Origin of the sequence: Synechococcus sp. WH 5701 (genome assembly GCF_000153045.1) — a bacterium.
Classification (GTDB): domain Bacteria; phylum Cyanobacteriota; class Cyanobacteriia; order PCC-6307; family Cyanobiaceae; genus Regnicoccus_A; species Regnicoccus_A antarcticus.
The window spans coordinates 833,823-856,045 of the sequence record NZ_CH724159.1 but is presented as its reverse complement, the minus strand read 5'-3'; the positions used below and the strand labels follow the sequence as shown (position 1 = coordinate 856,045).

Below are 22,223 nucleotides of genomic sequence, written 5' to 3'. Positions count from 1 at the left end.
GTGTTCCCGCAGGCTGGCCCCTGTTCTGCCGCTTCGCCCTGCGCCGTTCCCCGTCATGCCTTTCCGCTCAATGCCGTCGTGGGGCAGGCCTCGATCCGCACGGCCCTGAAGCTGCTGGCGGTGGATCCGGGCCTGGGCGGGATCGTGATCGCCGGACGGCGGGGCACCGCCAAATCGGTGCTGGCCCGCGCCCTGCACGCCCTGTTGCCACCGATCCGGGTGATCCGGCGCTCCTGCTGCAATGCCGACCCGTCCGCCCCCGGGAACTGGGACGACGCCACCATCGCCCACCGCGCCACGATCAGCCGCACACCCGTGAGCGCGCTGGTTCCCGCGCCATTTGTGCAGGTGCCGCTGGGCGTCACCGAAGACCGTCTGCTGGGCTCCGTCGACGTGAGCGCCTCGATCCGGCGGGGACGGGCCGTATTCCAGCCGGGGCTGCTGGCCGAGGCGCACCGGGGCGTGCTTTACGTCGATGAGCTCAACCTGCTGGATCCCGGTATCGCCAACCTGCTGTTCACGGTGGTGGATGGTGGCTTCAACCAGGTGGAGCGGGAGGGAATCAGCTTCCGCCATCCCTGCCGTCCCCTGCTGATCGCCACCTACAACCCCGCTGAGGGGGAACTGCGGGCCCACCTGATCGATCGTCTGGCCATGGTGCTCTCCGCCGACACCCCGCTGGAGCTGGACGAGCGGGTGGAGGCGGTGGCGAGGGTGCTCCAGCATGCCGCCGATCCGCAGGCCTTCTGGCGGCATTTCGGACCGGGGCTCGAGGAACTGCAGCGACGGATCGCCGCCGGGCGGCGTCTGCTTCCACGGGTGTGCCTGGCGCAGCAGCAGCTGCGCTACCTAGTGGAGGAAGCGATCCGCGCCGGCGTGGAGGGGCATCGCGCCGATCTGTTCGCCGCGCGGGTGGCCCGGGCCCACGCCTCCCTGCAGGGGCGACGACTCGTCGATGCCGGTGATCTCCGCCTGGCCGTGGAACTGGTGATCCTGCCCCGCTCGGCCGCGGTCGCTGCAACGCCGGAGGCCGCGCCGGAACCGCCACCGCCCGCAGCGCCGCCCGGCGATTCCGGAAGCGAGACACCACCGGAGCAGGAGGTGCCACCGCCCGAGCCCGCCACGGGAGAACCCAGCAGCGAGGCCATTCCCGACACGTATCTGTTTTCCCCGGAGGGGGTGCTGCTGGATCCGCACCTGCTGGCCCAGGCCGCCCGCGGCAAGCGGCGCCACGGCAAGGCCGGCGGTGGAGGACTGGTGCGCTCGCTGGACCGGGGCCGTTACGTGAAGCCGTTAATTCCCCACGGGCCGATCCATCACGTGGCCATCGACGCCACCCTGCGGGCCGCGGCGCCGCATCAGCGGGCGCGCCGCCGGGCCATCCTCGGGAGCTCGCGCCGCGGTGGGCGGGAGTGGCATGGACCGAAGCTGCTGCTGCGCGAGGATGATCTGCGCGTCAAGCAGCTGGCCCGCAAGGCCGGAGCACTGGTGATCTTCGTGGTGGATGCGTCAGGCTCGATGGCCCTGAATCGCATGCAGGCCGCCAAGGGCGCCGCCCTGCAGCTGCTGAGCGAGGCGTACCGCAGCCGCGACCAGGTGGCCCTGATCACGTTCCGTGGCCGGCGGGCCGAGGTGCAGCTGCCCCCCACCCGCTCGATCACTGCGGCCTCACGCCGGCTCGAACGCCTCCCCTGTGGCGGCGGATCGCCGCTGGCCCATGGCCTGGCACAGGCGGTGCGGCTGGGAGAGAACGCCCGCCGGTCCAAGGATGTGGGCGAGATTCTGATCGTGCTGATCAGCGACGGCAACGCCAATGTGTCGCTCAGCCGCTCGCTGGCCTCCGCCGCGGACCACGGCCCGGGGGGGGAAGGCCCGGAACCCATGGGTCTTGAGGGCATGCGCCAGGAAGTGCTGGGTATTGCGGCAGCGATCCGCCGCCTGGGCATGGAGCTGCTGGTGATCGACACTGGCACCCGACATCGGGACTCCAGCCTGGGGGCTGATCTGGCGCGGCATGGGGGCGGGCGCCATCAACGGCTGCCCAGGGCGAGCCAGAGGGAGATCGCGGCGACCACCCGCGGGCTGATGGGCCATCGGGCTGTGGCGGCGAATGCCGCCGCTGTCGCTTGAAGATTTGTTGGGGCTGGGTCACTGGATGCAGACCAGCGGCCAACCGTGGGGCCTTGACTCAGCCTCAACCCCTCCAACAATCGGATCAGCTCTGTTGCGGGGCGCCCGCCGGATCGGGACGCAAGAGCATGGACATTCCCGCTGGCTGCAGCTGATGCTGGTCACGAATACGGCTTGTGCGCTCGTTCTTGTCGCCCTGCTTGGCGCTGCCCCCGCCGCGGACGCAGCCGAACGATTGACCCAGATCCCCGCACCCTTCCGGGGACTCTGGATGGCGCAGTTGCGGCATTGCCAGGCGGGGCCGACCGACGAGTCGTGGCTTCGGATCGAGGCCGGCCGGCTCAGCTTCTACGAGAGCAGCGGACCCGTGCTCGCGGTGGTGGCCGGTGGCACAGATGAGATCGCCGTGATCACGGAACTCTCCGGGGAGGGCAGTACCTGGCTCCATCCGCTCCGCCTGCGGCTGGATGGCACGGGTCAGCGGCTGACGTTGGAGACAGTGGGCGTGGACGGGAGCATCGGCCGTGTGCGCTGTCCCGGCACCTGAAGCTCCGCCTGGGAGCATCGCCCCTCCCCGTCCTGCAGGCTGGCGGTGATGGCGTCGATCAGGGCTCCGCCCTGCTCGCGCCAGTCCTGCCGAATCTTGAAGCCCAGCGCCACCGAGTCGCCGTCACGGCGGCGCAGGGCAAAGACCTCCCCATGGGATGGAGTGGGAATCGACGTGGTGAAGGACTCACCCTCCACCCACTCCCCCAGCAGACGGCGGCGCAATGGCTGGCCGTCGCCGCGCGCCCCCGCCAGGAACACCACCTTCACATAGTCACGCAGCTCGGCAGGAGTCATGCCGGCCTTGGTGTCGGTGACCTCGGGCGGAAACCGCACGACCGTCAGAGTGAAGAGCTCCTCACCCGGCTTCGCCTGCGGCGGATGGGCTACCAGCAAGGCATCCAGCCCCACCTCCTGCGGCACGGAGAGGGGCAGGGGTGAGCGGAAGCAGAATCCATGCATCGACACCAGAGTCTGCGCTCCAGCGGATGTCGCAGCCGTGAGAACCAGCGCCAGATAAACGAGCGGCATCGCGGTGAAGGGAAGCAGGGGGCTTGATAGACCGCTGATCAGCAACAAAACACCCCCGTCTGTCACGCGGGTTCACCTGAGCTGTGAGGTCGCTACGCGCGGGCTTCCTCATGGTCGCTCCACGGGCAAGGGCTGACGCTGCGGATCGGCGACAGGCGCCGTCGCCGGCATGCTCCTTCACGGCATCAGGATCCAGCTGCTGCTGGGCGGTGGAGCCCACTGACGAGACAGGTGACCTTCCTATTCAGGCAGCACTGTGACCAGCAGGAGATTGCGGAGGCGCTCAAGAGGCTGAACCAGTGCTCCACGCCTTGGGGTCGATCCTGGCAAGGTCATCCCCTTCCTTTGGTGGAGCATCGCCTCGGCCGGGGCTGGAGCATTGAGGGCTGGCACTGGATCAGTGTCACCCAGCTCCATGAGGACGCAATCGCTACCGGGACAGCGCGCCAAAGCGATCGAGTCGCTGCGGACGGCAGCCCTCAACCTGCTCCGACTGGCTGGATTTCAGTCGATCCGAGCAGGCATGCAGGCTGTACTCACGACATCACGGAGCTACCGGCGACGGCGCGGCGACAGCCGGAGCCAAGCCTGCCCTTGCTGAAACTTTGAATCAGCCCTGCTGGAGGAGCTGCTGGCGGTGCTTGACCGCACCAGCCCCGATGGGGTGTCTGGCCCACCACTCCTACTCCGTGCGCCTTCAGCCTGCCTTGAGGAGCTTCTGCCAGTGCTCTCTCGCCGCAACTTTTGGCGGCTAGCCGCATCATCAGGTGAGGAGGTGTGGATTCCTACTCCGGCACGCCACAGCCACGCGCTAACCCCCCGCGTTGATCTGGGCGACCACCTCACGGACGGCGTCAACGACCAGTTGGGGTTGAGCGAGCTGGATGTCGTGGCCGCTGTGGGTATGGGTGAGGTGCACCGCGTTGGGGACCAACGCCGCCAGCCGGACCTGGGACTGGGCCATCGCGGCGTCAATGACGTACCCGAAGTCGGGCGGGACATCCGCCGGGACGGCGCCGGAAGCGATCATGGAGGGGAACGAGGGACCGAGTAGCTCATCGGCGGAGAGCACGACGAGGGGCATCGGGCGCAGGCTCGGGGCGGCGCGCAGCGCGGCGAACGTGGCATCGATGTCGAACGTCTCGATGTCGGGGTACTCGGCCACCGACTCGGGGATCTCGGCCGCATCTACCCGCATCAGCACGCGCTGGATCTTCCATTGGGCGGGCGTCTCGGCGTCCTGGAGGAACTCCGAGGGGGCGTCCACGAGGACCATGCCGACGACCTCGTCGGGATAGGTCGTGGCGTAAAGGCGGACGATCATTCCCCCGATGGAGTGCCCCACCAGGACGAACGGCCCCGTTTCGCCGGCCGCGGCGAGCAGTGCCCGGAGGTCGGCGGCATCCAACGCGGCATCAGTCGGTTGGGGGAGCGGGTCGCTGCGGCTGGCCCCCTCCCCCACCACCGTCCCGGGTCGGTCGTAGGCGCACACCCGGTTGGATCGGGCGACCTCCTGGAACACCGGAGGGGCGGGGGGCGTGGCTTGGGATCGGGTGGTGTGCCACTCGGCAGCCGACGACCGCAGGCCGGACACGAGCACCACCGTCGGCGATCCGCTCCCCGAGCACTCGAGGTACATCGAACGACCGCCACCGATGGGGAAGGTGCCGGCGATACTTCCGGGCGTTGCTGCGACGGTGGTCGAGGCCGCTGCGCCCCAGCCCGCTGCTGCCGACGAGCCGCAGCCAGGTATCAGGACGGCCAGGAACCCGGCCACGATCGCGACGCCTGGGTGTCGGATGGGCAGGGGCGACCGGCCATCTCCCCGAGATCCGGGAACAGCTCCGGGCTGAGAGACGGATCGCCGCGTGCGCATCGCTAAGAGGTCGCCTGGAAGTCGATGATGTTGTTGTTGAGTGGCATCTGCATCTTGCGTGCACCGGCGTCGGGCCCTGCAACGAGTCGGGAGGTGGCGCTGAGCGAGCCGACGAACGAGAACCGGTCGATCACATAGGGCACGTTGTCTCCGGAGAGCGGCAGCGGAGCCCGCGACACGTGGAAGTGCAGGTGGGGCTCGGTGGTGTTGCCCGAGTTCCCGAGTTTCCCGATCACCTGCCCCCGGGTGACGTGGTCACCGACCCGCACCTTCGGCGAACCCGGGATCAGGTGGGCGTAGAACGCGTGGTTTCCGGAACCGATGTCGAGGATGATGTGGTTGCCGCCCAATTCGTCGATCTCCAACTCCGGCGCCTGCTTGGGAGGTTCGTCCGCCATGTCGGACACGACGGAAACCACAGTGCCGTCAGCGACAGCGAGGATGTCGGCGTCGTAGGCGAGGTAGTCCTGGTTCTTGGAGCTGTCGCCGTGGAATGTCCTCAACGGGTCATCGGCGAGATCGAAGCGCACCCAGTCGATGGCAAACCGCTCGCTGCCGTTGAGGCGACCACCGACGGCCGCCATCGCCCCGCGGTGTGAGGTGAGCCCGCAGCAGCCGTTGCCGGCATCCCAACCCCTGCCCGAGAGTGGCGGCCCGATGATGACCGGCGTCTGATCGCTGACCTGGACCGCGCCGCCGATCTGAGAAACGGTGTCCGGATACCGGGCGGCCAGCGCGTCGAGCTTCGCGGATTCCGCGGCACCGAAGCTGGCGTCGATGCGGTGGGTCAACCCTGTAGGGACGTCGGACCGGTTGGGAAAAACGTCGTCGAGCAGAACCACCCCGGTACGCCCGACGGGGATCTCGGTGGTCGGCGTCGATTCGAAGTTGGCGATGAGCAACGAACGAGCCTGGGTCTCCTCCCTGCCCAGTGTGGCCACCACTGCCCCATCGGGCCCATCGGCCAGTGTGTCGATCTTGGTGATGGTGGCCGGGCGAGGCGAGTCGTTGAGCACCTTGAGCTCGTAGACCACGTGGACCCTCCCGTCGGTGCCGGTCACTGGGATCGGGTCCGGGACCACGGTGGTGATGATCAGTGGCGCCACCACATCGAGATTCAGCGGATAGCCCGGAGGTACTCCACCGCGATCATCGGAAGCCGAGGTCGTCGACGCGGATCCCGTGAGGGCGCCAGAGGAGAGGGCCGCCAGCAGCAGCAATGAGGCCACCGCAAGAGCGGTCCGTGACAGTCGCCTTCCGATCATCAGCTGGTCGATGAGAGGTTGATGGGCTCGTCGCTCACGATGCTGGCGATGCGCTGGCTGATGATCTGCGAGGCATTGGACTCCTCGGTGTTGGAGGGGCCGCCGGTTGACCACACCACGATGGTCAATGACGGATCCCGATGTTGCGCCGTGAATCCCTGATAGCCGTTCAGGCTCGGGTTGCCGAGAATCCAGCCACCCGACACCAGCGATCCATAGGCGAAGTACCGCTGATCAGTCATTTTGGCGAACCCGGCCGTCACCGGGGCCAGGGATTCCTTGGCATCCACGGCGTTCAGCAACTCACCGCTGTTCAGCGCCCGCAGCCAGCGGCCGAGGTCGGAGATCGAGGCGTTCATACCGCCGTTGAAGCCCCAGGTGGGGTCCCAGTAGGTTGAGTCCTCAAAGACGCCGCGCTGGCTTGTGAAGGCGTGAAACGCAGGTTGTTCGATGGCGTTGTTCTGATGGGCCGCGCTGGCAGTCATCCCGAGCGGCCCGAAGATTCGGGCAGCCATCAGATCCTCCAACGACTGCCCTGACGCCGCCTCAAGCACCTGCACCAGCGCCGCCATCTCGGTGTGGGAGTACGCGAAGTCGGTCCCCGGTGGGAACAGGGGCGGGTTGGCCTGGGCATAGAGGAGCAACTCGTCGAAGGTGTAGCCAGCGAACGGGTTGGCCGAGACCCTCGCCACGAAGGCGGGATCGGGTACGTAGTCAGGGGTGCCGGCGGTGCTGTTGGCCAGCATCCGAGGCGTGATGCGAGCGCCGTTCACCAGTTTGGGCAGGTATTTCGCAACCGGCTCGTTGAGGTGGAGCACGCCCTCGGACCCCAGTTGGAGCATCACAGTGCTGAGCATGGCCTCCATGGGCTGGCCCACCCGCACCCGGGCGTCGACGGCGGTGGGCGGCTGCACCGAAGGGGCGTCGATCGCTCCCCGAACGATCTCCTGATCACCGTCCCACACCCCGAAGACCACCGACTGCAGGTCAAGTTCGGGTAGGGACTTGCTCACGATGTCGGAGATCTGCTGTGCGCGCGGATCGTTACTGCTGATAACGCCGGTGGTCACCGTGCCGTCGGTGGTGGCAGTGGATGCTGGCGAGGCAGACCCGTTGCCACCACTCCCAAAAGCGGACATGACGGCCCCGATGACCACGCAGAGGACGAAAGCAATTGCCAGACGCTTCATGCAGGGACGTAGCTCATGGACAGTAGGCAGGAAACGTGTCCGCGCCTGGACGCATTCGCTCCCGCGTTGGACCGCTGGTCGAACGGTTGAAGCCCACCCCCGCCAGTACACGCTCCACCAGGCCTGCCTCGAAGCGGACCACCACCACGATCAGCAGCGCCGTGATGATCTGGGGCAGGCTTACCAGCATCTGGGCCAGCATGGCCGTGGCCGTGGCCGGACCGGAGTGGGCCGGGATCGCCAGCTCGTCGAGGGTAACGGTGGCAATCAGCACCAGCACGTACACCAGCGTGCCGGTGATCCAGGACAGCCTCTGGCTGCCCTGCTCCGTGTCGAGTCCGAAATCGGCGCCGCCCTTGCCTGCGCGGGGCACCACTCGGGCGTCCCGCGATTTACCGGCCATGGCCGCGTCCCAGTCCCGTTCACACAAATCCTTCCATGGCCCCACGGCAGAAGAAAAGATCGTCGCCTCCTTGATCGAGCTGATGGAGACCGGATCAGCCCCCTGGCGGCGGCCCTGGGATGGCAACGGTGGCGGCCATCACGTCATCTGCTCTCGGGCCATCGCTACCGCGGCGCCAACCCGATCCTGCTCACCCTCGGCCTGGAAATCCGGGCATCGGCCCTGCCGTTCTGGTGCGGCTTTGCCGAGGCCAGGAAGCTCGGCATCTTCCCCTGCAAGGGCAGCAAGGCGGTTCACATCCTGCGGCCCCAGCTGCATATCCGCGAAGAGCCAGGCGCTGGCGGGGAAGTCACCCTGCGCAGCTGGGCCAGCTACCGGCCGGTGGCGGCGTTCAATGCCACCGATCTCGAGGGCCCGGCCCTTTCCGGCCTGATCGAAGCCCGCAAAGCAGCGGAAGGCGTGGAGCCCAAGCCTGAGCCCGAGCGCCAGGAAGCGGCAGAAGCCGTGCTGGGTGCCTGGCCGGTGCCGGTGAGCTTCAGGGGGATCGGGCCTGCTATCTGCCCGCCATCGATCGGATCCAGCTGTCCGATCGCGCCAGCTTCCACTCGCCCGCTGCGTTCTGCGCCGCCTCGGCCCATGAGCAGATCCACTCCACCGGCCACGAATCCCGCCTCAAGCGGGATCTGGGCGGTGCCTTCTGGAAGGCGCGCTATGCCCGTGTGGAGCTGGTCGCCGAATTAGGGGCGGTGCTGCTGGGTGATCGGCTGGAGATCGGCAGCGAGATCAAGAGCCATGCCGCCTATCTCGGCCACTGGATCGAGCTGCTCAAGGAGTCGCCCAAGGTGCTGTTTCAGGTGCTCAGCGAGGCCCGGCAGCCGGCGGATCTGATCTGTCCGGAGCCCGCCCTCCACCTGCCGGCTGACGCGATCAGCGCCTGACGACGGAGAACTGGGAAGGTCTCGCCCGTGGCCCGCCACTGTCGAATGGACGACCGACACTGCTGCTGGTCAGGGATGAAATTTCATTCCACTGCAGACGAGCCGCCTGGCCCGCATCACCCCCAGCTGCCCAGCCCCCCGATGACCCTCCACCGCCGCCAGTTCCTGGTACTGCTCGGTTTGAGCGGTGGAGCCCTGGCGGCTCCAGGACTGGCCACATCCGCATCGGCCGCTGCGCCCCGCGCCGCCGCCATGCTTTTCGAGCCGGTGCTGGCCCCCCTGCCCCTGGCCACCGATGGCCTGACGGCCGAACAGCAGCGGCGTCACTACGGCCGCTACGTCCTGGAGGACCGGCTCGTGGTGCCGGAGGGCTTCCGCTCTGACCTGCTGCTGGCCTGGGGGGATCCCCTCGGCGATAGCCGGGTGGGCTACAACAACGACTTCCTGGCCCTCACCCCCCGGGGGCCAGGCCAGGCCTTGCTCACCATCAACTTCGAGTACATCAGCGAACGCCCCTGGCTGGAGGGGTTCGCCGAAGTGGTGGGCCAGCCCCTGCCGTTTTCCGAGCTGGTCGACGCCCTCCAGCCCCTAGGGGGGCGGATCGACTGCACGGCCCTGGCGGCGGCGGACCCTCTCTGGCCCCTGCTGCGCGGCGTGGCGGACCAAGCGATGACCGACCTTGGCATCGGAGTGGCCAGCCTGGCTGAGGCTCCAGGCGGCGGATGGGTGCGCTCCCCCGGCCCACTCGATCGTCGGATCACCGGTCTGAGCGGCCTCAGCCGGCCGGAGCAACGCCTCAAGGTGAGTGGACCCGCCGCCGCCGTTTTCCGCCGCCGTCAGCGGCTCGGCTACGACGACGGCCTCGCGGACCGGGTGATCGGCACCTTCGCCAACTGTGCAGGCGGTACCACCCCCTGGGGCACGGTGCTGAGCGCCGAGGAGAACTTCCAGAGTTACGTCTGTGAGCCGGTGTATGCCGATGGCAGCTCCCAGCACCCCCGCGAGCGCCCCCTGGTCTGCCGGCCGGGGGAACTGGACGGACTGGGCAACGTCTATGGGCTGGCCGGCAACAAGTACGGCTGGATGGTGGAGATCGATCCGGCCGATCCCGCCGACCCCGGCACCAAACACACCGCCCTCGGCCGTTTCCGCCATGAGGCTGTGGCCGTGCGGGCCGTGGCGGACCAGCCGCTGGTGGTGTACTCCGGCTGCGATCGCCGCGGCGGCCACCTCTACCGCTTCGTGAGTGCTGGGCTGGTGAAGGATCCGCGCGACACGCGCAATTCCGCCCTGTTCGGCCAGGGGCGGCTGGAGGTGGCCCGACTCTCTGCCGATGGGAGCGGCCGCTGGATTCCGCTGCTGCCCTCCACGCCGCTCGATCCCTTCCTGCCCTCGAGTTTCGGTGCCGCCGGCCTGTCGGTGCCTGTGATGCTGCCCAACCCCGACCGGCTCCAGGCCGGCGGTGTCACCTTCATGGCCGACGCGGAGGTGGAGGCCTACGCAAAGCGCTTCCCCAGCCTGGCCGCCCTGTACCCCGGCGGAGGTGAGGAGCAACTCGGTGCCATCTTGATCGACGCCCACCTGGCCGCCAACGCGGTGGGCGCCACCCCGACGGCCCGGCCGGAGGACACCGATCTCGATCCGCTCACGGACGACCTGTTGATCGCTTTCACCTCCGGCAGCCCCGACGCAGAAGGCGGCGCCGACCCGGCGATCTTCCAGGGACCCGGCGGCGAGGCGACCTGGCCCCATGGCTTTGTGATGCGGCTGAGTGAAACCGGGCCAGTCGGTGAAGGGCGGCTCCGCTGGCGGATGGTGGCTACCGGTGGCGAACCCTGGGCCGGCGGCCTGGGCTTCACCAATCCCGACAACCTCGCCCTCGATCGGGCCGGCAACCTCTGGATGGTGACCGACCGCAGCAGTAGTTCTTCAGCCACCGATCTGTTCGGCAACAACGGCTGCTGGCTGCTCCCCCGTCAGGGCGTCGCCGAAGGTGAAGCCCTCTGCTTCGCCATCGGGCCGAACGAATGTGAGCTGTGCGGCCTCGCCCTCGATCCGGCCGAGCGCAGCCTGCTGCTCGCCGTCCAGCACCCGGGAGAAGCCAACGGCACCCACCAGGACGGCATGGAGGAGTTCCAGGCCTTCGAGCTCGTGGATCGCGCTGGCGGCCGCTTCTCCCAGCTGCGCCAGGTGTCGCTCGGCTCGAACTGGCCCAGCAGGGCCCCGGGCCGCCCACCCCGGCCAGGGGTGGTGGTGATCCGCCGGCTGGATGGATCGGCGCTGCTGAAAACCTGAGCCAGGAGCTCAGAGGCGATGAGGGGCTGACTGAGACCCATCGATGGGCACGCTCAGCAGAACACCAGAGCCACAACACCGATGCAGTGGTTCACTCAGCGCAGGATTCGCCATGGCCAGTGGCTCGCTGCTTTATTGGCAACAAACTCCTCGGGCGCCTGTGCTGGCGGTTGTCCAGGATGCTCTCCGCTAGTGATCCAGCTGCCCTGGTGTCCGTGGTTGAAACGGCCACCTGCCAGCGGTTTTTCCTTGGTTCATCAGTGATCACCCATGCGATTCAACTTCTCCCTGCCGTTCAACACCGCTTCGGTGTGCAAGGTCCTGAAGGCCCGCGGCATCGAAGCCGCCATCGTGCAGTGGCCTGAGCTGGAAGCCCATCGCTCCCTGCTCAGCCAGGTCCAGATCGAGGAGCAAGAACGAGAGGCCTACGACCGCCTCAGTCAGGTGGCGGCAGGCCGGGTGGAGCGGTTGCTCGAGCTTCTCAAGCACGAGGTGGCGCAATAAACTATCAGGACTGCTGCTCCAGTCCCTCCAGGGAAGTGTGCAGCTCTCCGATGAACTCTTCATCCACTCCGGTGGCGCTGAGTTTCTCACCCATCAGATCCTGGATCAGGGGGTAGAGGCGCACCTCGAACCACTTGCGGAACACCGGGTAAGTGCGCTCTGCTGGCCAGGTGCCGCTTCCGCGATGCCAGAAGTCGAGCTCCGCCTCGAAGATGTCTTCGTAGACCTCCTCCAGGATCTCCTCGGCCTCCTCTTGCGTGTCGTAGTCAGGGATGAGGTAGAGACAGGGCTCCCGGGCCCCGGCAACCCGAAACCAATCCGTATGAGAACAAGATGATAAAAATACGGCTAGCGCTGCACTGGTCGAGGTCACTGTGTGTGCAATAAAGACTGCCAAAGGCGCTATCAGTGCATTCAACAGCATGGTCTCGCCAGGGGCAAGAGAAGCAGAGCAGATTTACATATTCTGAGTGGCCGTGGCAGCTGACCCTCGTGGTTGACACTCAAGTGTTTCTGATGGCTTACAGGGAAGGCTGTGAAGGTGATCGAGGAGTGGAGACGATCAGATTTCGCAGTCCATGAAGGATCGCTTTCGTGTCATTGATACCAGCATGGATACATCCTGTGTTGGCCTGTCTCTCGGCATCTCCATTAAGGGCACCTCGAAATATTGCCACTACCCAGGCTGCCTTGAGAAGCAAAATGCTCATCCTCTGCACGTGCAGATCCGCCTGATGACTGACATTCATGACTTAAATGCGGGATAATTATCCCGTTGCCGAATGATCAGACAGCCAGCATTGCCTTTGAGTTGCAATGCAGGTATCGAAGAAAGTTGTAAGTCAGATTACGCAGTCCCCACCAAGCTTTCGTTCTGGCCAGTCCAATCCGCCTTGTCAGCTTGCCGCGCATGCAGGTTGTGATTGCACCAAAGACATGCTCAACCCTGGCCCGTACAGTTGATCGGACCTTGTTCCGTTCCTTGGCCTCCTCGCTCAAGGGATGGCAGCGTGAGCCCTTTTCATGAATTCGGCTCTCAAAACCACCCAGGTCCAGGAGATCCTCAAACTGAGCACCTGCATAGCCAGAATCAGCCCAGACAAAGTCATCCCTATTTTCAGGGTCTAGCACCTGCGTAAGCATCTGGCTGTCGTGAATATTAGCTGGGGTAATGGCAAATCTGCGAATGAAGCCGTGAGTGGCATCAATGCAGATGCTGTTCTTGTAGCCGTAGTGGTTGACGCCATTCTTCTTGACCCAGCGAGCGTCAGTGTCCTTCTGGCGCAAGCGGTTTGGCTTGTCCAACCACTTCTCTGGAATGGCTCCATCCTTGATGGTCTTGTTCTCCTCCCTTGAGTTTCGCTGTTTGGGAACTGGGACAAGTGTTGCATCGATGATCTGCCCACCACGGGCCTCCAGCCCATGGGTCCGCAGGTGCTCCTCAAAACGTTCAAAAAGCTCATCGACAACACCCGCCTTGCGGAGCCGCTCGCGGAAGAAGGCAATAGTGGTGGCATCGGGAATGGTGTTCATCACTCCCAGTCCGACAAACTCCTCGAATGAGCGTCTGTCGTTGACCTGAAATTCCAGCTCCTCATCACTGAGGTTGAACAGCTGCTGCAGCACCAGCATCTTGAAGAGGATGATCGGATCAATCCGCTTACGGCCAGCATTGCTCTTGCGTTCATGGCTGTAACCCTGCTCCAGCAGTGGCCTGAAGGCATCCCAGGGAATCGTCTCGGACAGGGTCGCTAACGTGGGCTTCTTCTGCTGAAGCCTGTGGATGCGCTTCTCCTCATCCCAGAATCCACGCTGTCCCATTCAGCTGTGTTGAACTGAACCAATTCTATTGCATATTTCATAGGCTGTCAGGGAGCGACGTAGATTTTTCGAGGTGCCCTTAAGCTGATTGTGCTCGTATCGGTGCTGATCTGCAGATGGGCGAAGGCTGGAACATGACACGTGCGCAGGCCTCTGGGTGTCATGCTCATATCAATCCAAGCAAGTCATGCAGCGCAGGAGCCACAGCGAACCGGCTGCCGCATCCACTTAACGGAATTCTGGCCGTTTTTGCTGATCAAAGCTGCGCCGCAGGGCCTCACCGATCGTCAGCCCCACCGGGAGGTCGCCACCGAAGGAGGTTCCCAGCACATGCCGGTAGAGCTTCGATTCCACCAGCCTGTAAGTATCGGCCGGCAGGGGGATGTACCCCGCCTCCTCCACAAAACGCAGCCCATTTCCAACCGTGTACCCCACAAAGCTGCGGATCACGTCGTTGGCGAGCATCTGTTGGTCGTTCACGTAGATGAACAGCGGCCGCGACAGCGGCCTGTAGGTGCCGTCCTGGGCTGACGTCACCGATGGCGCCACGGCGATGCCATTGGCGGGTGCGATCGGGAGTGCCTTGAGCCGGTCGGCATTGACACGGAAATAGGCGAAGCCTAGGTAGGGCTTCCTGAAGATCTCCAGACCGCTTGCAGTGCAGTGGATCTGGGCACTTCTATGGCGGTATAATGTGCGCAAATCGGCTGGATTGAGCCGAAAAGCTGCACCAAGTTTTCCACATGTACCGCCGCAAGGAAGGCAATCAGCTCTCCTTTGATGATTTCTTCCTCCCATTCGGCGGGAAGCTCTCGGGGGATAACCGCTGGGTGAAGTTGGCGGATCTGATCCCTTGGGATGAGCTGGAGCATCACTACGCCTCGCAGTTTTCAAAGGGGTTCGGAGCGCCTGCCAAGCCTTTTCGCATGGCCCTTGGTGCCTTGATCATCAAGGAGCGCTTGCAGGTCACCGACGAAGAGCTCGTTGAGCAGATCAAGGAAAATCCCTATCTTCAGTTCTTTCTTGGCTTGGAAGGCTTCCAGTTCGAGGCACCGTTTGATCCCTCGATGATGGTGTATTTCCGTCGTCGGCTGCCAGAGAAGACCATCAATGACTGCAACGAGCGGATCGTCCGGCATGGCAAACAACAAATTGCACAGAATAAACAAGGCGACAATGATGATCCTGATGATGGTGACGGATCAGTGCCTGCCGCTCTTGAACGCCCCAGCCAAGATGCGAAGGCGCCCAAGAGGCATCAAGGAATCCTTCTGATTGACGCCACATGCGTGCCCAGCGATATTCGCTATCCCACTGATCTCTCTCTTCTCAATGAAGCCCGCGAAACGACAGAGAAGCTGATTGATGAGATGCACAAGCAAGTGCGTGATGTGTTTGGCCACAAACCAAGAACCAACCGGCGTCAGGCCCGTCGTCAATTCCTGGCGGTGGCCAAGAAGAAGCGTCCGCGCCTCAGCAAGATTCGCAAGGCCATTGGTCAGCAGCTCCGGCATCTGGCTCGAAACCTGTCCAGTATCGATGCTCTGATCGCCTGCGGTGCAAGAGTTTTGGCGGCTGGTCGCCATTGGTATCGCAAGCTGTTGGTGATCAGTGAGCTGGTGAGGCAGCAAAAGATCCTGTATCACTCAGACACCAGAAGTATTCAGGATCGAATCGTCAGTTTGACACAACCCCACATCAGGCCAATCGTTCGTGGCAAGACTAGAAATAATGTTGAATTTGGTGCCAAGATCTCGATCTCGGTCAGTGGCGATGGATTTGCATTCCTGGATCGTCTCAGCTGGGATCCCTACAACGAAGGAGAAGACCTAAAATCCCAGGTACGCACTTTTCACCGTCGCCATGGCTTTTATCCAAAGGTTGTCTGTGCTGATCAGATCTATCGCACACGATCCAACCGCGCCTTTTGCATGAGGCATGGAATTCGCTTGAGCGGGCCGCGTCTTGGCAGGCCAAAAAATGATCCTGATCTCGTCGCTGCAGAGAAGAAGATCGCTCTAGATGATCAGAGGCGGCGCAACGGTGTAGAGGGGAAGTTCGGCCAAGGGAAGCGCCGTTTCGGGCTTGGGCTCGTTCGTGAGAAGCTGGCCGAGACCTCAGGTTGCACCATCGCCATAAATCTGTTGGTCATGAACCTCGAGAAGCTCCTGGAGCTTCTTGTTGTATTGATTGCCATACTCCAAGGCTTGCTAATGGCATGTATCGCCTCTGAGAGGCGTCCCACGCTGCTCATTTCATCGGGACTGAGTTTGGCTACATGCTGAGATGATCACGGCGCAGGCATCTCTGGATCAGAGGCTGGCCCGAGCAATAGCTTTTTCAGGAGGCCCTAGGTAGCCCATCGCATTGGGGTCGTCGTCCACACACGCCACGATCACGTTGTCATCTTCACTGGTTTTAACATCGGTGCGGGCATTGCTCTTGTTACCGTTTATCGCCTCATTGAAGTAGTCAAAGGTCCCAGAATCACTGCCAGGGCCGCAGAGACGCAGAGGGCGATCGGGCCAGTCGATGTTGATCTGGTTCCAGGCCTTCACCGTGCCTTCGGCCTGCTTTGACCAGGTGCGGGCCAGCTCCTTGGTGGTGATCTGCGAAGCCCAGTTATTATCGCCATTCACTATAACGGTGATGGCATCGAAGGCCAGCGGCAGCTCAATGAAGGTGATGTCCCTGTCGGCACAGGCCTTGAGCTCGGCACTGCTGATCGGTCGCGAGGCATTGGCGATCGGAATGGTCCCCTGGCAGAACTCCCGCAGGCCACCGGTGGTGCCCACCGCGTTGAGGGTCACGGTGACGTTGCGGCCCCGCTCGGTGCCGCCATAGGCCTTGATTGCACGCTCGATAATCGGAAACACTGTGCTCGAGCCGTTGATGGCGATCGTGCCATCGCCGCTCGCGTCACGGCCTCCACAGGCGCCTAGCAGGGCCGCCAGGACAGCCACCAGGGCCAGGCTGGAGCTGGGGATGGCGATACGGCACAGGCGCCGCTTGCGATCAGAGCCGGATAGCAGGCCAGCCATGGCAGCTGAACAAGACAAGATCCAGCCTCGACCATCAACGAGATTTGTTGGTTAAGGGATGATGGAGGACTGGCTGGCTGAAACAGTTCATCGCAATAGTCCGATCGATCGAGCGGTTGGATCAGGAGTTGGCAAACAGGAGCATGTTGCGGTTGGCGATCGCCACCAGGGAGAGCATCACCAGGACGCCCACACCGCGGGCCAGTCGGCCGCCTAATAGGCGCGGATCTGCAGCGGCGTGGTGGGCGCGGTCAGCGGCGAGGGGGATCGGGGGGATGGTGATCCTCTTCCCCCCATCGGGCAAAGCATCTCCGCTTCCGGCTCAGCGCATCAGTAACCCGATTGGCCCCAGGGCTGCCACGCCGCCGCAGAGAGCCAGCAGCACGCACACGCCACGGGTCCAGGCCAAGGGCAGACGCCGCAGCGCCAGGAAGCTGCCGCCGCTCACCAGCACTGAGCCACTGAAGGCCCCCAGCCACCAGAGCAGGGCGGAGCCGTCGGCCGGAGCTTCCAGGCCGTGCAGCATGGCGTGTACCGCCACCGCTGCGGTCACCAGGGCGGCGCAGGCACCCAACTGGGGGCTCTGCTGCGAGTGGAGGCATCGCAGCACCAGCACCGCCACGGCGCTGATCGCCATGGCTGCGAGAAATTCTTGGGCCGGCAACGTGCCGCCCATCGCCCCGAACATGCCGCCGCCAACAGCACCAGCCAGGGCCCAGAGCAGCAGTTGGCCGGAGATGCAGGAGGCAGCAGTCCCCACACCGATCAGCAGCAACAGGTGATCGGTGCCGCTGATGGGGTGCAGGAAGCCCGCCCCGATGCCGCCGTGGGCGATGCCATGGGCCTGAGCGGGTTGATCGAGCAGCAGCGCCAGGGCTGCCGCACCGCCGAACAGGGCCAGGGTTCTGGCCGAGAAGGTCTGGGTCATCGAGAGGTCCGGTCCGCGCCGGGGATGAAGGGATTGTGCACGGCGAGCGTTCTGACTGAAGGGGCCAGGGCCCCCATCACAGCTGCGGGACAGCGCCGGATTCGGCTCAGGACGAACCTGCACCCCACCGGACTTTCCTCGTTGCCTCCAGGGAGTGACCCGCTGGAACCGTTGCCTCCATTGTGTGGCGCCGTGGCCGCGTGGGTATTACTGGGGGTGGCGGACCAGCCAGCCCAGCATCAGCAGGGATGCAGCGGTGATCCAGCTGCCGCCCACCCTCAGGCCGAGAGCCAGCCAACGGCGATGCGAAGGGGCCAGGGCCAGGGGAAGCAGGGTGCTCAGCGCCGCAATGGCCACGGTCTCCCCCAACAGGGCCACCAGAGCACCCGCATGGCCGGCCAGTGCCGAGCCCGCCACCAGGGCGAACAGCGAGGTCAGAACGGCAGCCAGAGGCAACAGCACCACAGGCCGCAGCCGCACCTCCAGGGCTACGAGCAACCCAAGCCCAGCCACCAAGGCGGTGCACAACAGCGCCAGCAGCAGTTCCGAAGGCATGGTCAGACCGATCAGGCCCCCCAGCAGCCAGGCGAGCGGCAGCAGCAAGGGCAGGCGATCGCCGTAGGGTCTGCCGGCCTGCACACTCAGCAGCACCAGGCCGATCACGAGCAGCAGATCCGTGGGCTCCAGGAACAGCCGGGCCATCCCATCCCCCCAGGGGCCCAGGCCGGTGGGCGCCAGATGGGCCAGCGGCAGATTCATGTGAGGGCCTGCTCCAGAAACCACAGCCCCACCAACGACACGCAACCGCCGGCCCCCTGCACGAAGCGTCGTCCTCCAGGCCAGCGACGCGTCTCGCCCAGCAGGATCCCAACCAGGTGCAGCAGGCCAGTCGCCATCACAAAGGCCAGGCTGTAGAGGAGGGCGTTGCTGCCGTCGGGCAGTTCAGCGCCATGGGCATGGCCGTGAAACACCGCAAAGGAGGCCACGATCAGTGCCGCCAACCACAGCGGAGGCTTCAGCTCGAACAGCACCATCAGACCCATCACCAGGCCGGAGACGGCGATGCCGATCTCCACCCCAGGGATGGGTACCCCCAGAAGGCCGAGCAGACCCCCGAAGGCCATCACCATCGGGAAGGCCACCGGCAGCACCCACAGGGCCGGTGGTCCGAGTACCGCACCCCACAAGCCGACGGCCACCATCGCCACCACGTGATCGAGGCCCGAGATGGGGTGAAGCAAACCGGCAACGAAACCCCCACCGGGGTGTACATCGGCATGGGCCCAGGCAGACGTCGGCACCAGGGCCCAGGCAGACGTCGGCACCAGGGCCAGGGCGACACTGGCCGGTAAGGTCCATCGCCAGTGGATTCGCTTCATCAGCCGCAGGCCGTTGCGTTGCATCCTGAATCTGCTGCCCGGCTCCAAGGAATACCCCTATGGAGGGTGCTCGGAGCAGGGCATCCAGAGGGAGCCCATGGCATGGGCGCCGCTGCAGCCCAGCTGCCGGGCCCGATCCAGAGCCTGCTGGCGGGTTGGGTAGGCCATCAGGTTCGGCGGCGTCTGGCCGGGGGAGCTGTGGTGGTGCTGATGCAGGGCACTGGGAGGAGCCCCCAGGCGCCGCGGGCCCATGCCCTCGACACCGGCCCACCAGACCCCCATCACATTCACGCCCGCCACCAGCACGCCCATTCCCACGACGCAGGCATTGAGGACGCCCATCCCCACCACGCCGATGCTGATGACCCCCATCGGCACCACGCCGATACTCACCACCCCCATCGGCACGATGCCGATCGAAATGATGCCCAGGGGCGCCACACCGAAGGCGATCCGCTTGGGCTTGTCTCCACATTGCGCCATGGGAGTGCTCGGCCTCAGTGGGAGGGACCGGCGGAGCCCTGGCCGTCACCGTGCTGGGCACAGGGCATCCACTGGTTCCCCATCTTGTGAGCACCTCTGCAGTTGAAGTGCTGCTTGGCGGCTTTCTCCGCTTCTGCCTGGGTTGAGTAGAGGGCTGGCACGCCGCCGGAACCGGCTGCTGGAGCGGCCAGGCCAGCGGCTGAGAGCAGGAGGTTGGCGCCCATCGCGGCTGCCGCCCGGGCTGCCCATGGACTGGAAAGGCTCGACATGGAACAGGGAGGGGCGGAGCGAGCGCAGGGATCCCTGCTGAACACCAAGCCTACCAAAAGCCTCCAGCAGAGCACTCTTGGTGGAGAGCGGTGGCCGGGACGCCTCTCCGCCTGCTGATGCCTAAACTTGCAAGGCTCCATGGAAAGGAGGGTTTCCGCCGTGGCCCGCCAGGGATCACTGTCATCGTCGCCTGCTCCCAGCCTGCGCATCGGCGAAGTGGCCAGGCGTACAGGCCTCCCGGTGAAGACGATTCGCTACTACTGCGACGAGGGACTGCTCCAGCCCAAGGCTCGCTCCGCAGCGGGATACAGGTTGTTTGATCAGGAGAATCTCGCTGAACTGTCGATCATTCGGGCGCTGCGAGCGATGGATGTGTCGATTCCCGAGTTGGCGAAGATTCTGGAGGTCCGGCGAGCTGGTGTCTGCAACTGCTCTGTCCTGAAAGACAGCATTGCAGGCAGGATGGAATCGATAGACCTGCGCGTCTCAGAGCTCGTTGCCATGAAGAATGAACTGGCTCGCCTGCTGGACAGCTGGCAAGACTGCGGTGGCTTCAAGGCTGATCGGTGACCGCCATGGACTTCCGTTTCCGCCGCAGTGCCCGACTGGGCCCCCTGTACTTCAACTTTGGCAAGAGCGGCCTCAGCTCGATTTCCTTGGGCGGACGTCGGGCATCGTTCAACATCCCAGTAGGCCATTCCGGCGGCACCCGCGCCATGGTGGGGCTGCCCGGCAAGGGGTGAGCTGGAGTGTCGAACACAGCCCTGAGGGGAATCAACCTGCACCGGCGAGTCTCCTCACTGGCCCGGCAGAGGGACTGTCCGACAGCCGCCGCTTCCGGCCAGGCCCGCTCGAGGCCTTCAAGCAAGGGTACCTGGGGTGCTGCCTGAGCAGCTGTTCGCGCCCAGGCTCCCAAGGCCAGCTGCTCTGGGAGCTGAACCTGAGTTTTTATTACCCTACGGTCATAGCGGCAAGCTGGTGCAGTTTTCCCTTCGCCCCTTTCCCTGCCTCCATCCCGGCCTGCTCTGCGACTCCCCCGCCTGCTTCGGCATCGCGTCCGTTCGCCTTCGCACGCTTCTGTCATTCCCACCACCGATGCTTGCCACCTTCGATGTCGTGACCCTGTCACGGCTGCAGTTCGCCCTGACGGCGATTTTCCACATGCTCTGGCCCGTGCTCTCCACCGGCCTGGCCATCTTTCTGGTGGTGCTCGAAGCCATCTGGCTGCGCACCAGCAATCCCCTCTACTACCGCCAGGCCCGTTTCTGGGCGAAGCTCTACGTGCTCAATTTCGGCATCGGTGTGGCCTCAGGGCTGCCTATGGAGTTCCAGTTCGGCACCAACTGGGCACCGCTATCGGAGTTCGCTGGCGATTTCTTCGGCTCGGTGCTCGGTTTCGAGGGTGCGATGGCCTTCATGCTCGAGGCCGGCTTCCTCGGGATCATGTTGTTCGGCTGGCAGAAGGTGCCACCAGTGATCCACTTCCTCTCCACCGTGATGGTGGCCTTTGGCGCCAACCTCTCGGTGTTCTGGATCCTCAGCGCCAACTCCTGGCTGCAGACTCCCGCCGGCGGCACCTTCTCGGATGGTCACTTCCATGTACAGAACTATTTCACGGCCATCAACAACCCCTTCATGGTCAAGAGTGTGGTCCACATGGCCCTGGCCACAGTTGAAACCTCGATGCTGGTGGTGGCGGCGATCAGCGCCTGGTCCTTGCTGCGCCACAAGGCGCCGGAGTTCTTCCTGTTCTCCTTCAAGCTGGCGTTGGTGATCCTGCTGGCGGTGGCGCCGCTGCAGATCCTGGCGGGCCACGAAAGCGCTGTGCAAGTGGCCGAGCACCAGCCCACCAAATTGGCAGCCATCGAGGCCCTCTGGGACGACCAGGCCGCCGGCACCTCCCCCGCCTGGACCGTGCTGGCCGCTCCCGATGAGGCTAGCGGCAGCAACCGCTGGAGCCTGCAGGTTCCGCGGGCCTTCAGCTGGATCCTGGAGACGCGGCCACGGCTCAGCCAGACCGTGCGTGGCCTCAACAGCTGGTCCGCTGATCAGAGGCCCCACATGGTTGGCCTGCTCTTCTATGCCTTCCGGGTGATGGTGGCAATCGGCCTGGCGGCGGCGGCCCTGATGGCCCTCAGCCTGCTGCTCTGGTGGCGCGGTGGCCTCAGCGCCGAGAGCTTTGCCCGCTGGCCCTGGTTCAGCTGGGCCTGGATCCTTTCAGCACCGGCCGGCTACCTGGCGATCGAATCGGGCTGGGTGGTGCGCTGCGTGGGCCGCCAGCCCTGGACGGTGTATGGCCAGCTGCGGACCGCCGATGCCGCCTCGGTGCTGCCGGTGGGAGAGGTGCTCACCAGCCTGAGCATCTTCGCTGTTCTTTACACCGTCCTGCTGATCTTCGCGCTCTATTTCGGCTCGCGGATCATCGCCAAGGGGCCGAATCTCAGCCTCGAGCCGCCTAAGGAACCTCTGATCAAGACGCCTTAATCCGAATAATCTAGTCTCATTCTCATCAATGAGACGATACTGAGCAGATTTAGCCCACTTTTCGCTCAGAGAAGCCCTTGAAAAGACTTCACGCAGTTCCCACCATTCGTTTTGGCTTGATTTCTGGATGATTATCGGT

Annotated in this window: 24 protein-coding genes, 1 pseudogene and 1 riboswitch; of the genes and pseudogenes, 10 read left to right on the top strand and 15 right to left on the bottom strand. The window is 64.6% G+C overall.

The window, feature by feature from the left end:
- Together bchD and WH5701_RS15685 are read left to right on the top strand one after the other, a co-directional pair.
- A complete protein-coding gene (gene bchD / locus WH5701_RS05280; RefSeq protein ID WP_050751452.1) occupies positions 1-2,130 on the top strand; it encodes a magnesium chelatase ATPase subunit D in 2,130 nt (709 codons plus the stop codon).
- A 235-nt stretch (positions 2,131-2,365) separates the two neighbouring features.
- On the top strand, positions 2,366-2,677 hold the full coding sequence (locus tag WH5701_RS15685; RefSeq protein WP_156776560.1) for a hypothetical protein: 312 nt from the start codon (positions 2,366-2,368) through the stop codon (positions 2,675-2,677).
- Here WH5701_RS15685 and WH5701_RS05270 read toward each other — a convergent pair.
- The 5 genes from WH5701_RS05270 to WH5701_RS05250 all read right to left on the bottom strand — a co-directional run bounded on the left by WH5701_RS05270 (position 2,608) and on the right by WH5701_RS05250 (position 8,067).
- Positions 2,608-3,207 (bottom strand): hypothetical protein, encoded by a 600-nt coding sequence (locus tag WH5701_RS05270; protein WP_156776559.1) that lies wholly within the window; start codon positions 3,205-3,207, stop codon positions 2,608-2,610. The two genes, WH5701_RS15685 and WH5701_RS05270, sit on opposite strands and share 70 nt — an antisense overlap.
- An 811-nt stretch (positions 3,208-4,018) precedes the next feature.
- Entirely contained in the window at positions 4,019-4,846 is an 828-nt protein-coding gene (locus WH5701_RS05265; protein WP_006170993.1) for an alpha/beta fold hydrolase, read from the bottom strand.
- A gap of 239 nt (positions 4,847-5,085) precedes the next feature.
- Positions 5,086-6,312: a M23 family metallopeptidase gene (locus WH5701_RS05260; protein ID WP_198005134.1), complete on the bottom strand. Its 1,227-nt coding sequence runs from the start codon at positions 6,310-6,312 to the stop codon at positions 5,086-5,088.
- Between the two features lie 35 nt (positions 6,313-6,347).
- The gene (locus WH5701_RS05255) at positions 6,348-7,538 is read right to left on the bottom strand and encodes a serine hydrolase (protein WP_083781826.1); all 1,191 of its coding nucleotides are present in this window, start codon (positions 7,536-7,538) and stop codon (positions 6,348-6,350) included.
- Positions 7,539-7,551: 13 nt separating this feature from the next.
- The gene (locus WH5701_RS05250) at positions 7,552-8,067 is read right to left on the bottom strand and encodes a hypothetical protein (protein ID WP_006170984.1); all 516 of its coding nucleotides are present in this window, start codon (positions 8,065-8,067) and stop codon (positions 7,552-7,554) included.
- On the opposite strand from WH5701_RS05250, the pseudogene WH5701_RS18365 reads away from it, so the two are divergent.
- The 4 genes and pseudogenes from WH5701_RS18365 to WH5701_RS05235 form a co-directional block, all read left to right on the top strand.
- Positions 7,969-8,184, top strand: a pseudogene (locus WH5701_RS18365) (hypothetical protein); the annotation flags it as partial. The gene WH5701_RS05250 and the pseudogene WH5701_RS18365 overlap by 99 nt on opposite strands.
- A gap of 272 nt (positions 8,185-8,456) precedes the next feature.
- On the top strand, positions 8,457-8,879 hold the full coding sequence (locus tag WH5701_RS18360) for a zincin-like metallopeptidase domain-containing protein (protein ID WP_367279714.1): 423 nt from the start codon (positions 8,457-8,459) through the stop codon (positions 8,877-8,879).
- Between the two features lie 141 nt (positions 8,880-9,020).
- Complete coding sequence (locus WH5701_RS05240) at positions 9,021-11,174, top strand: PhoX family phosphatase (RefSeq protein ID WP_006170980.1); 2,154 nt, start codon at positions 9,021-9,023, stop codon at positions 11,172-11,174.
- Between the two features lie 270 nt (positions 11,175-11,444).
- Positions 11,445-11,678, top strand: coding sequence for a hypothetical protein (locus WH5701_RS05235; RefSeq protein ID WP_006170979.1), 234 nt, complete (start codon positions 11,445-11,447; stop codon positions 11,676-11,678).
- Between the two features lie 4 nt (positions 11,679-11,682).
- Here WH5701_RS05235 and WH5701_RS05230 read toward each other — a convergent pair whose 3' ends face one another.
- The 3 genes from WH5701_RS05230 to WH5701_RS05220 all read right to left on the bottom strand — a co-directional run bounded on the left by WH5701_RS05230 (position 11,683) and on the right by WH5701_RS05220 (position 14,201).
- Complete coding sequence (locus WH5701_RS05230; protein ID WP_156776557.1) at positions 11,683-12,051, bottom strand: hypothetical protein; 369 nt, start codon at positions 12,049-12,051, stop codon at positions 11,683-11,685.
- 413 nt (positions 12,052-12,464) lie between these two features.
- A complete protein-coding gene (locus WH5701_RS05225) occupies positions 12,465-13,499 on the bottom strand; it encodes an IS5 family transposase (RefSeq protein WP_006170455.1) in 1,035 nt (344 codons plus the stop codon).
- A 228-nt stretch (positions 13,500-13,727) separates the two neighbouring features.
- Positions 13,728-14,201, bottom strand: coding sequence for a PstS family phosphate ABC transporter substrate-binding protein (locus tag WH5701_RS05220; RefSeq protein WP_156776556.1), 474 nt, complete (start codon positions 14,199-14,201; stop codon positions 13,728-13,730).
- A 41-nt stretch (positions 14,202-14,242) separates the two neighbouring features.
- Here WH5701_RS05220 and WH5701_RS05215 point away from each other — a divergent pair, with 41 nt between their 5' ends.
- The gene (locus tag WH5701_RS05215; protein ID WP_006170113.1) at positions 14,243-15,784 is read left to right on the top strand and encodes an IS5-like element ISSysp4 family transposase; all 1,542 of its coding nucleotides are present in this window, start codon (positions 14,243-14,245) and stop codon (positions 15,782-15,784) included.
- Between the two features lie 27 nt (positions 15,785-15,811).
- Here the strand turns inward: WH5701_RS05215 and WH5701_RS05210 are convergent, their stop codons facing one another.
- The 7 genes from WH5701_RS05210 to WH5701_RS05180 all read right to left on the bottom strand — a co-directional run bounded on the left by WH5701_RS05210 (position 15,812) and on the right by WH5701_RS05180 (position 19,599).
- On the bottom strand, positions 15,812-16,540 hold the full coding sequence (locus tag WH5701_RS05210) for a substrate-binding domain-containing protein (RefSeq protein ID WP_006170976.1): 729 nt from the start codon (positions 16,538-16,540) through the stop codon (positions 15,812-15,814).
- Positions 16,541-16,661: 121 nt separating this feature from the next.
- A complete protein-coding gene (locus tag WH5701_RS05205; RefSeq protein ID WP_037979642.1) occupies positions 16,662-16,844 on the bottom strand; it encodes a hypothetical protein in 183 nt (60 codons plus the stop codon).
- Between the two features lie 18 nt (positions 16,845-16,862).
- Positions 16,863-17,468 carry a HupE/UreJ family protein gene (locus WH5701_RS05200; protein WP_006170974.1) on the bottom strand — a complete coding sequence of 202 codons (606 nt, stop codon included), beginning with the start codon at positions 17,466-17,468 and terminating at the stop codon, positions 16,863-16,865.
- Positions 17,469-17,491: 23 nt separating this feature from the next.
- Positions 17,492-17,656: riboswitch (cobalamin riboswitch) on the bottom strand.
- 19 nt (positions 17,657-17,675) lie between these two features.
- The gene (locus WH5701_RS05195; RefSeq protein ID WP_006170973.1) at positions 17,676-18,227 is read right to left on the bottom strand and encodes a hypothetical protein; all 552 of its coding nucleotides are present in this window, start codon (positions 18,225-18,227) and stop codon (positions 17,676-17,678) included.
- Positions 18,224-18,871 (bottom strand): HupE/UreJ family protein, encoded by a 648-nt coding sequence (locus WH5701_RS05190; protein WP_006170972.1) that lies wholly within the window; start codon positions 18,869-18,871, stop codon positions 18,224-18,226. The genes WH5701_RS05195 and WH5701_RS05190 overlap by 4 nt, the downstream gene beginning before the upstream one ends.
- Before the next feature lie 33 nt (positions 18,872-18,904).
- Positions 18,905-19,330, bottom strand: a complete 426-nt coding sequence (locus tag WH5701_RS05185) for a hypothetical protein (protein WP_006170971.1) — start codon at positions 19,328-19,330, stop codon at positions 18,905-18,907.
- A 14-nt stretch (positions 19,331-19,344) separates the two neighbouring features.
- Complete coding sequence (locus tag WH5701_RS05180; RefSeq protein ID WP_232201790.1) at positions 19,345-19,599, bottom strand: DUF3721 domain-containing protein; 255 nt, start codon at positions 19,597-19,599, stop codon at positions 19,345-19,347.
- 160 nt (positions 19,600-19,759) lie between these two features.
- On the opposite strand from WH5701_RS05180, the gene WH5701_RS05175 reads away from it, so the two are divergent.
- From WH5701_RS05175 to WH5701_RS05165, 3 genes are all read left to right on the top strand, one after another.
- Positions 19,760-20,170 (top strand): MerR family transcriptional regulator, encoded by a 411-nt coding sequence (locus WH5701_RS05175; RefSeq protein ID WP_232201789.1) that lies wholly within the window; start codon positions 19,760-19,762, stop codon positions 20,168-20,170.
- A gap of 5 nt (positions 20,171-20,175) precedes the next feature.
- Entirely contained in the window at positions 20,176-20,343 is a 168-nt protein-coding gene (locus WH5701_RS18355) for a DUF4236 domain-containing protein (RefSeq protein WP_232201788.1), read from the top strand.
- 352 nt (positions 20,344-20,695) lie between these two features.
- Positions 20,696-22,084 (top strand): cytochrome ubiquinol oxidase subunit I, encoded by a 1,389-nt coding sequence (locus WH5701_RS05165; protein WP_006170967.1) that lies wholly within the window; start codon positions 20,696-20,698, stop codon positions 22,082-22,084.
- Positions 22,085-22,223: the final 139 nt, after the last annotated feature.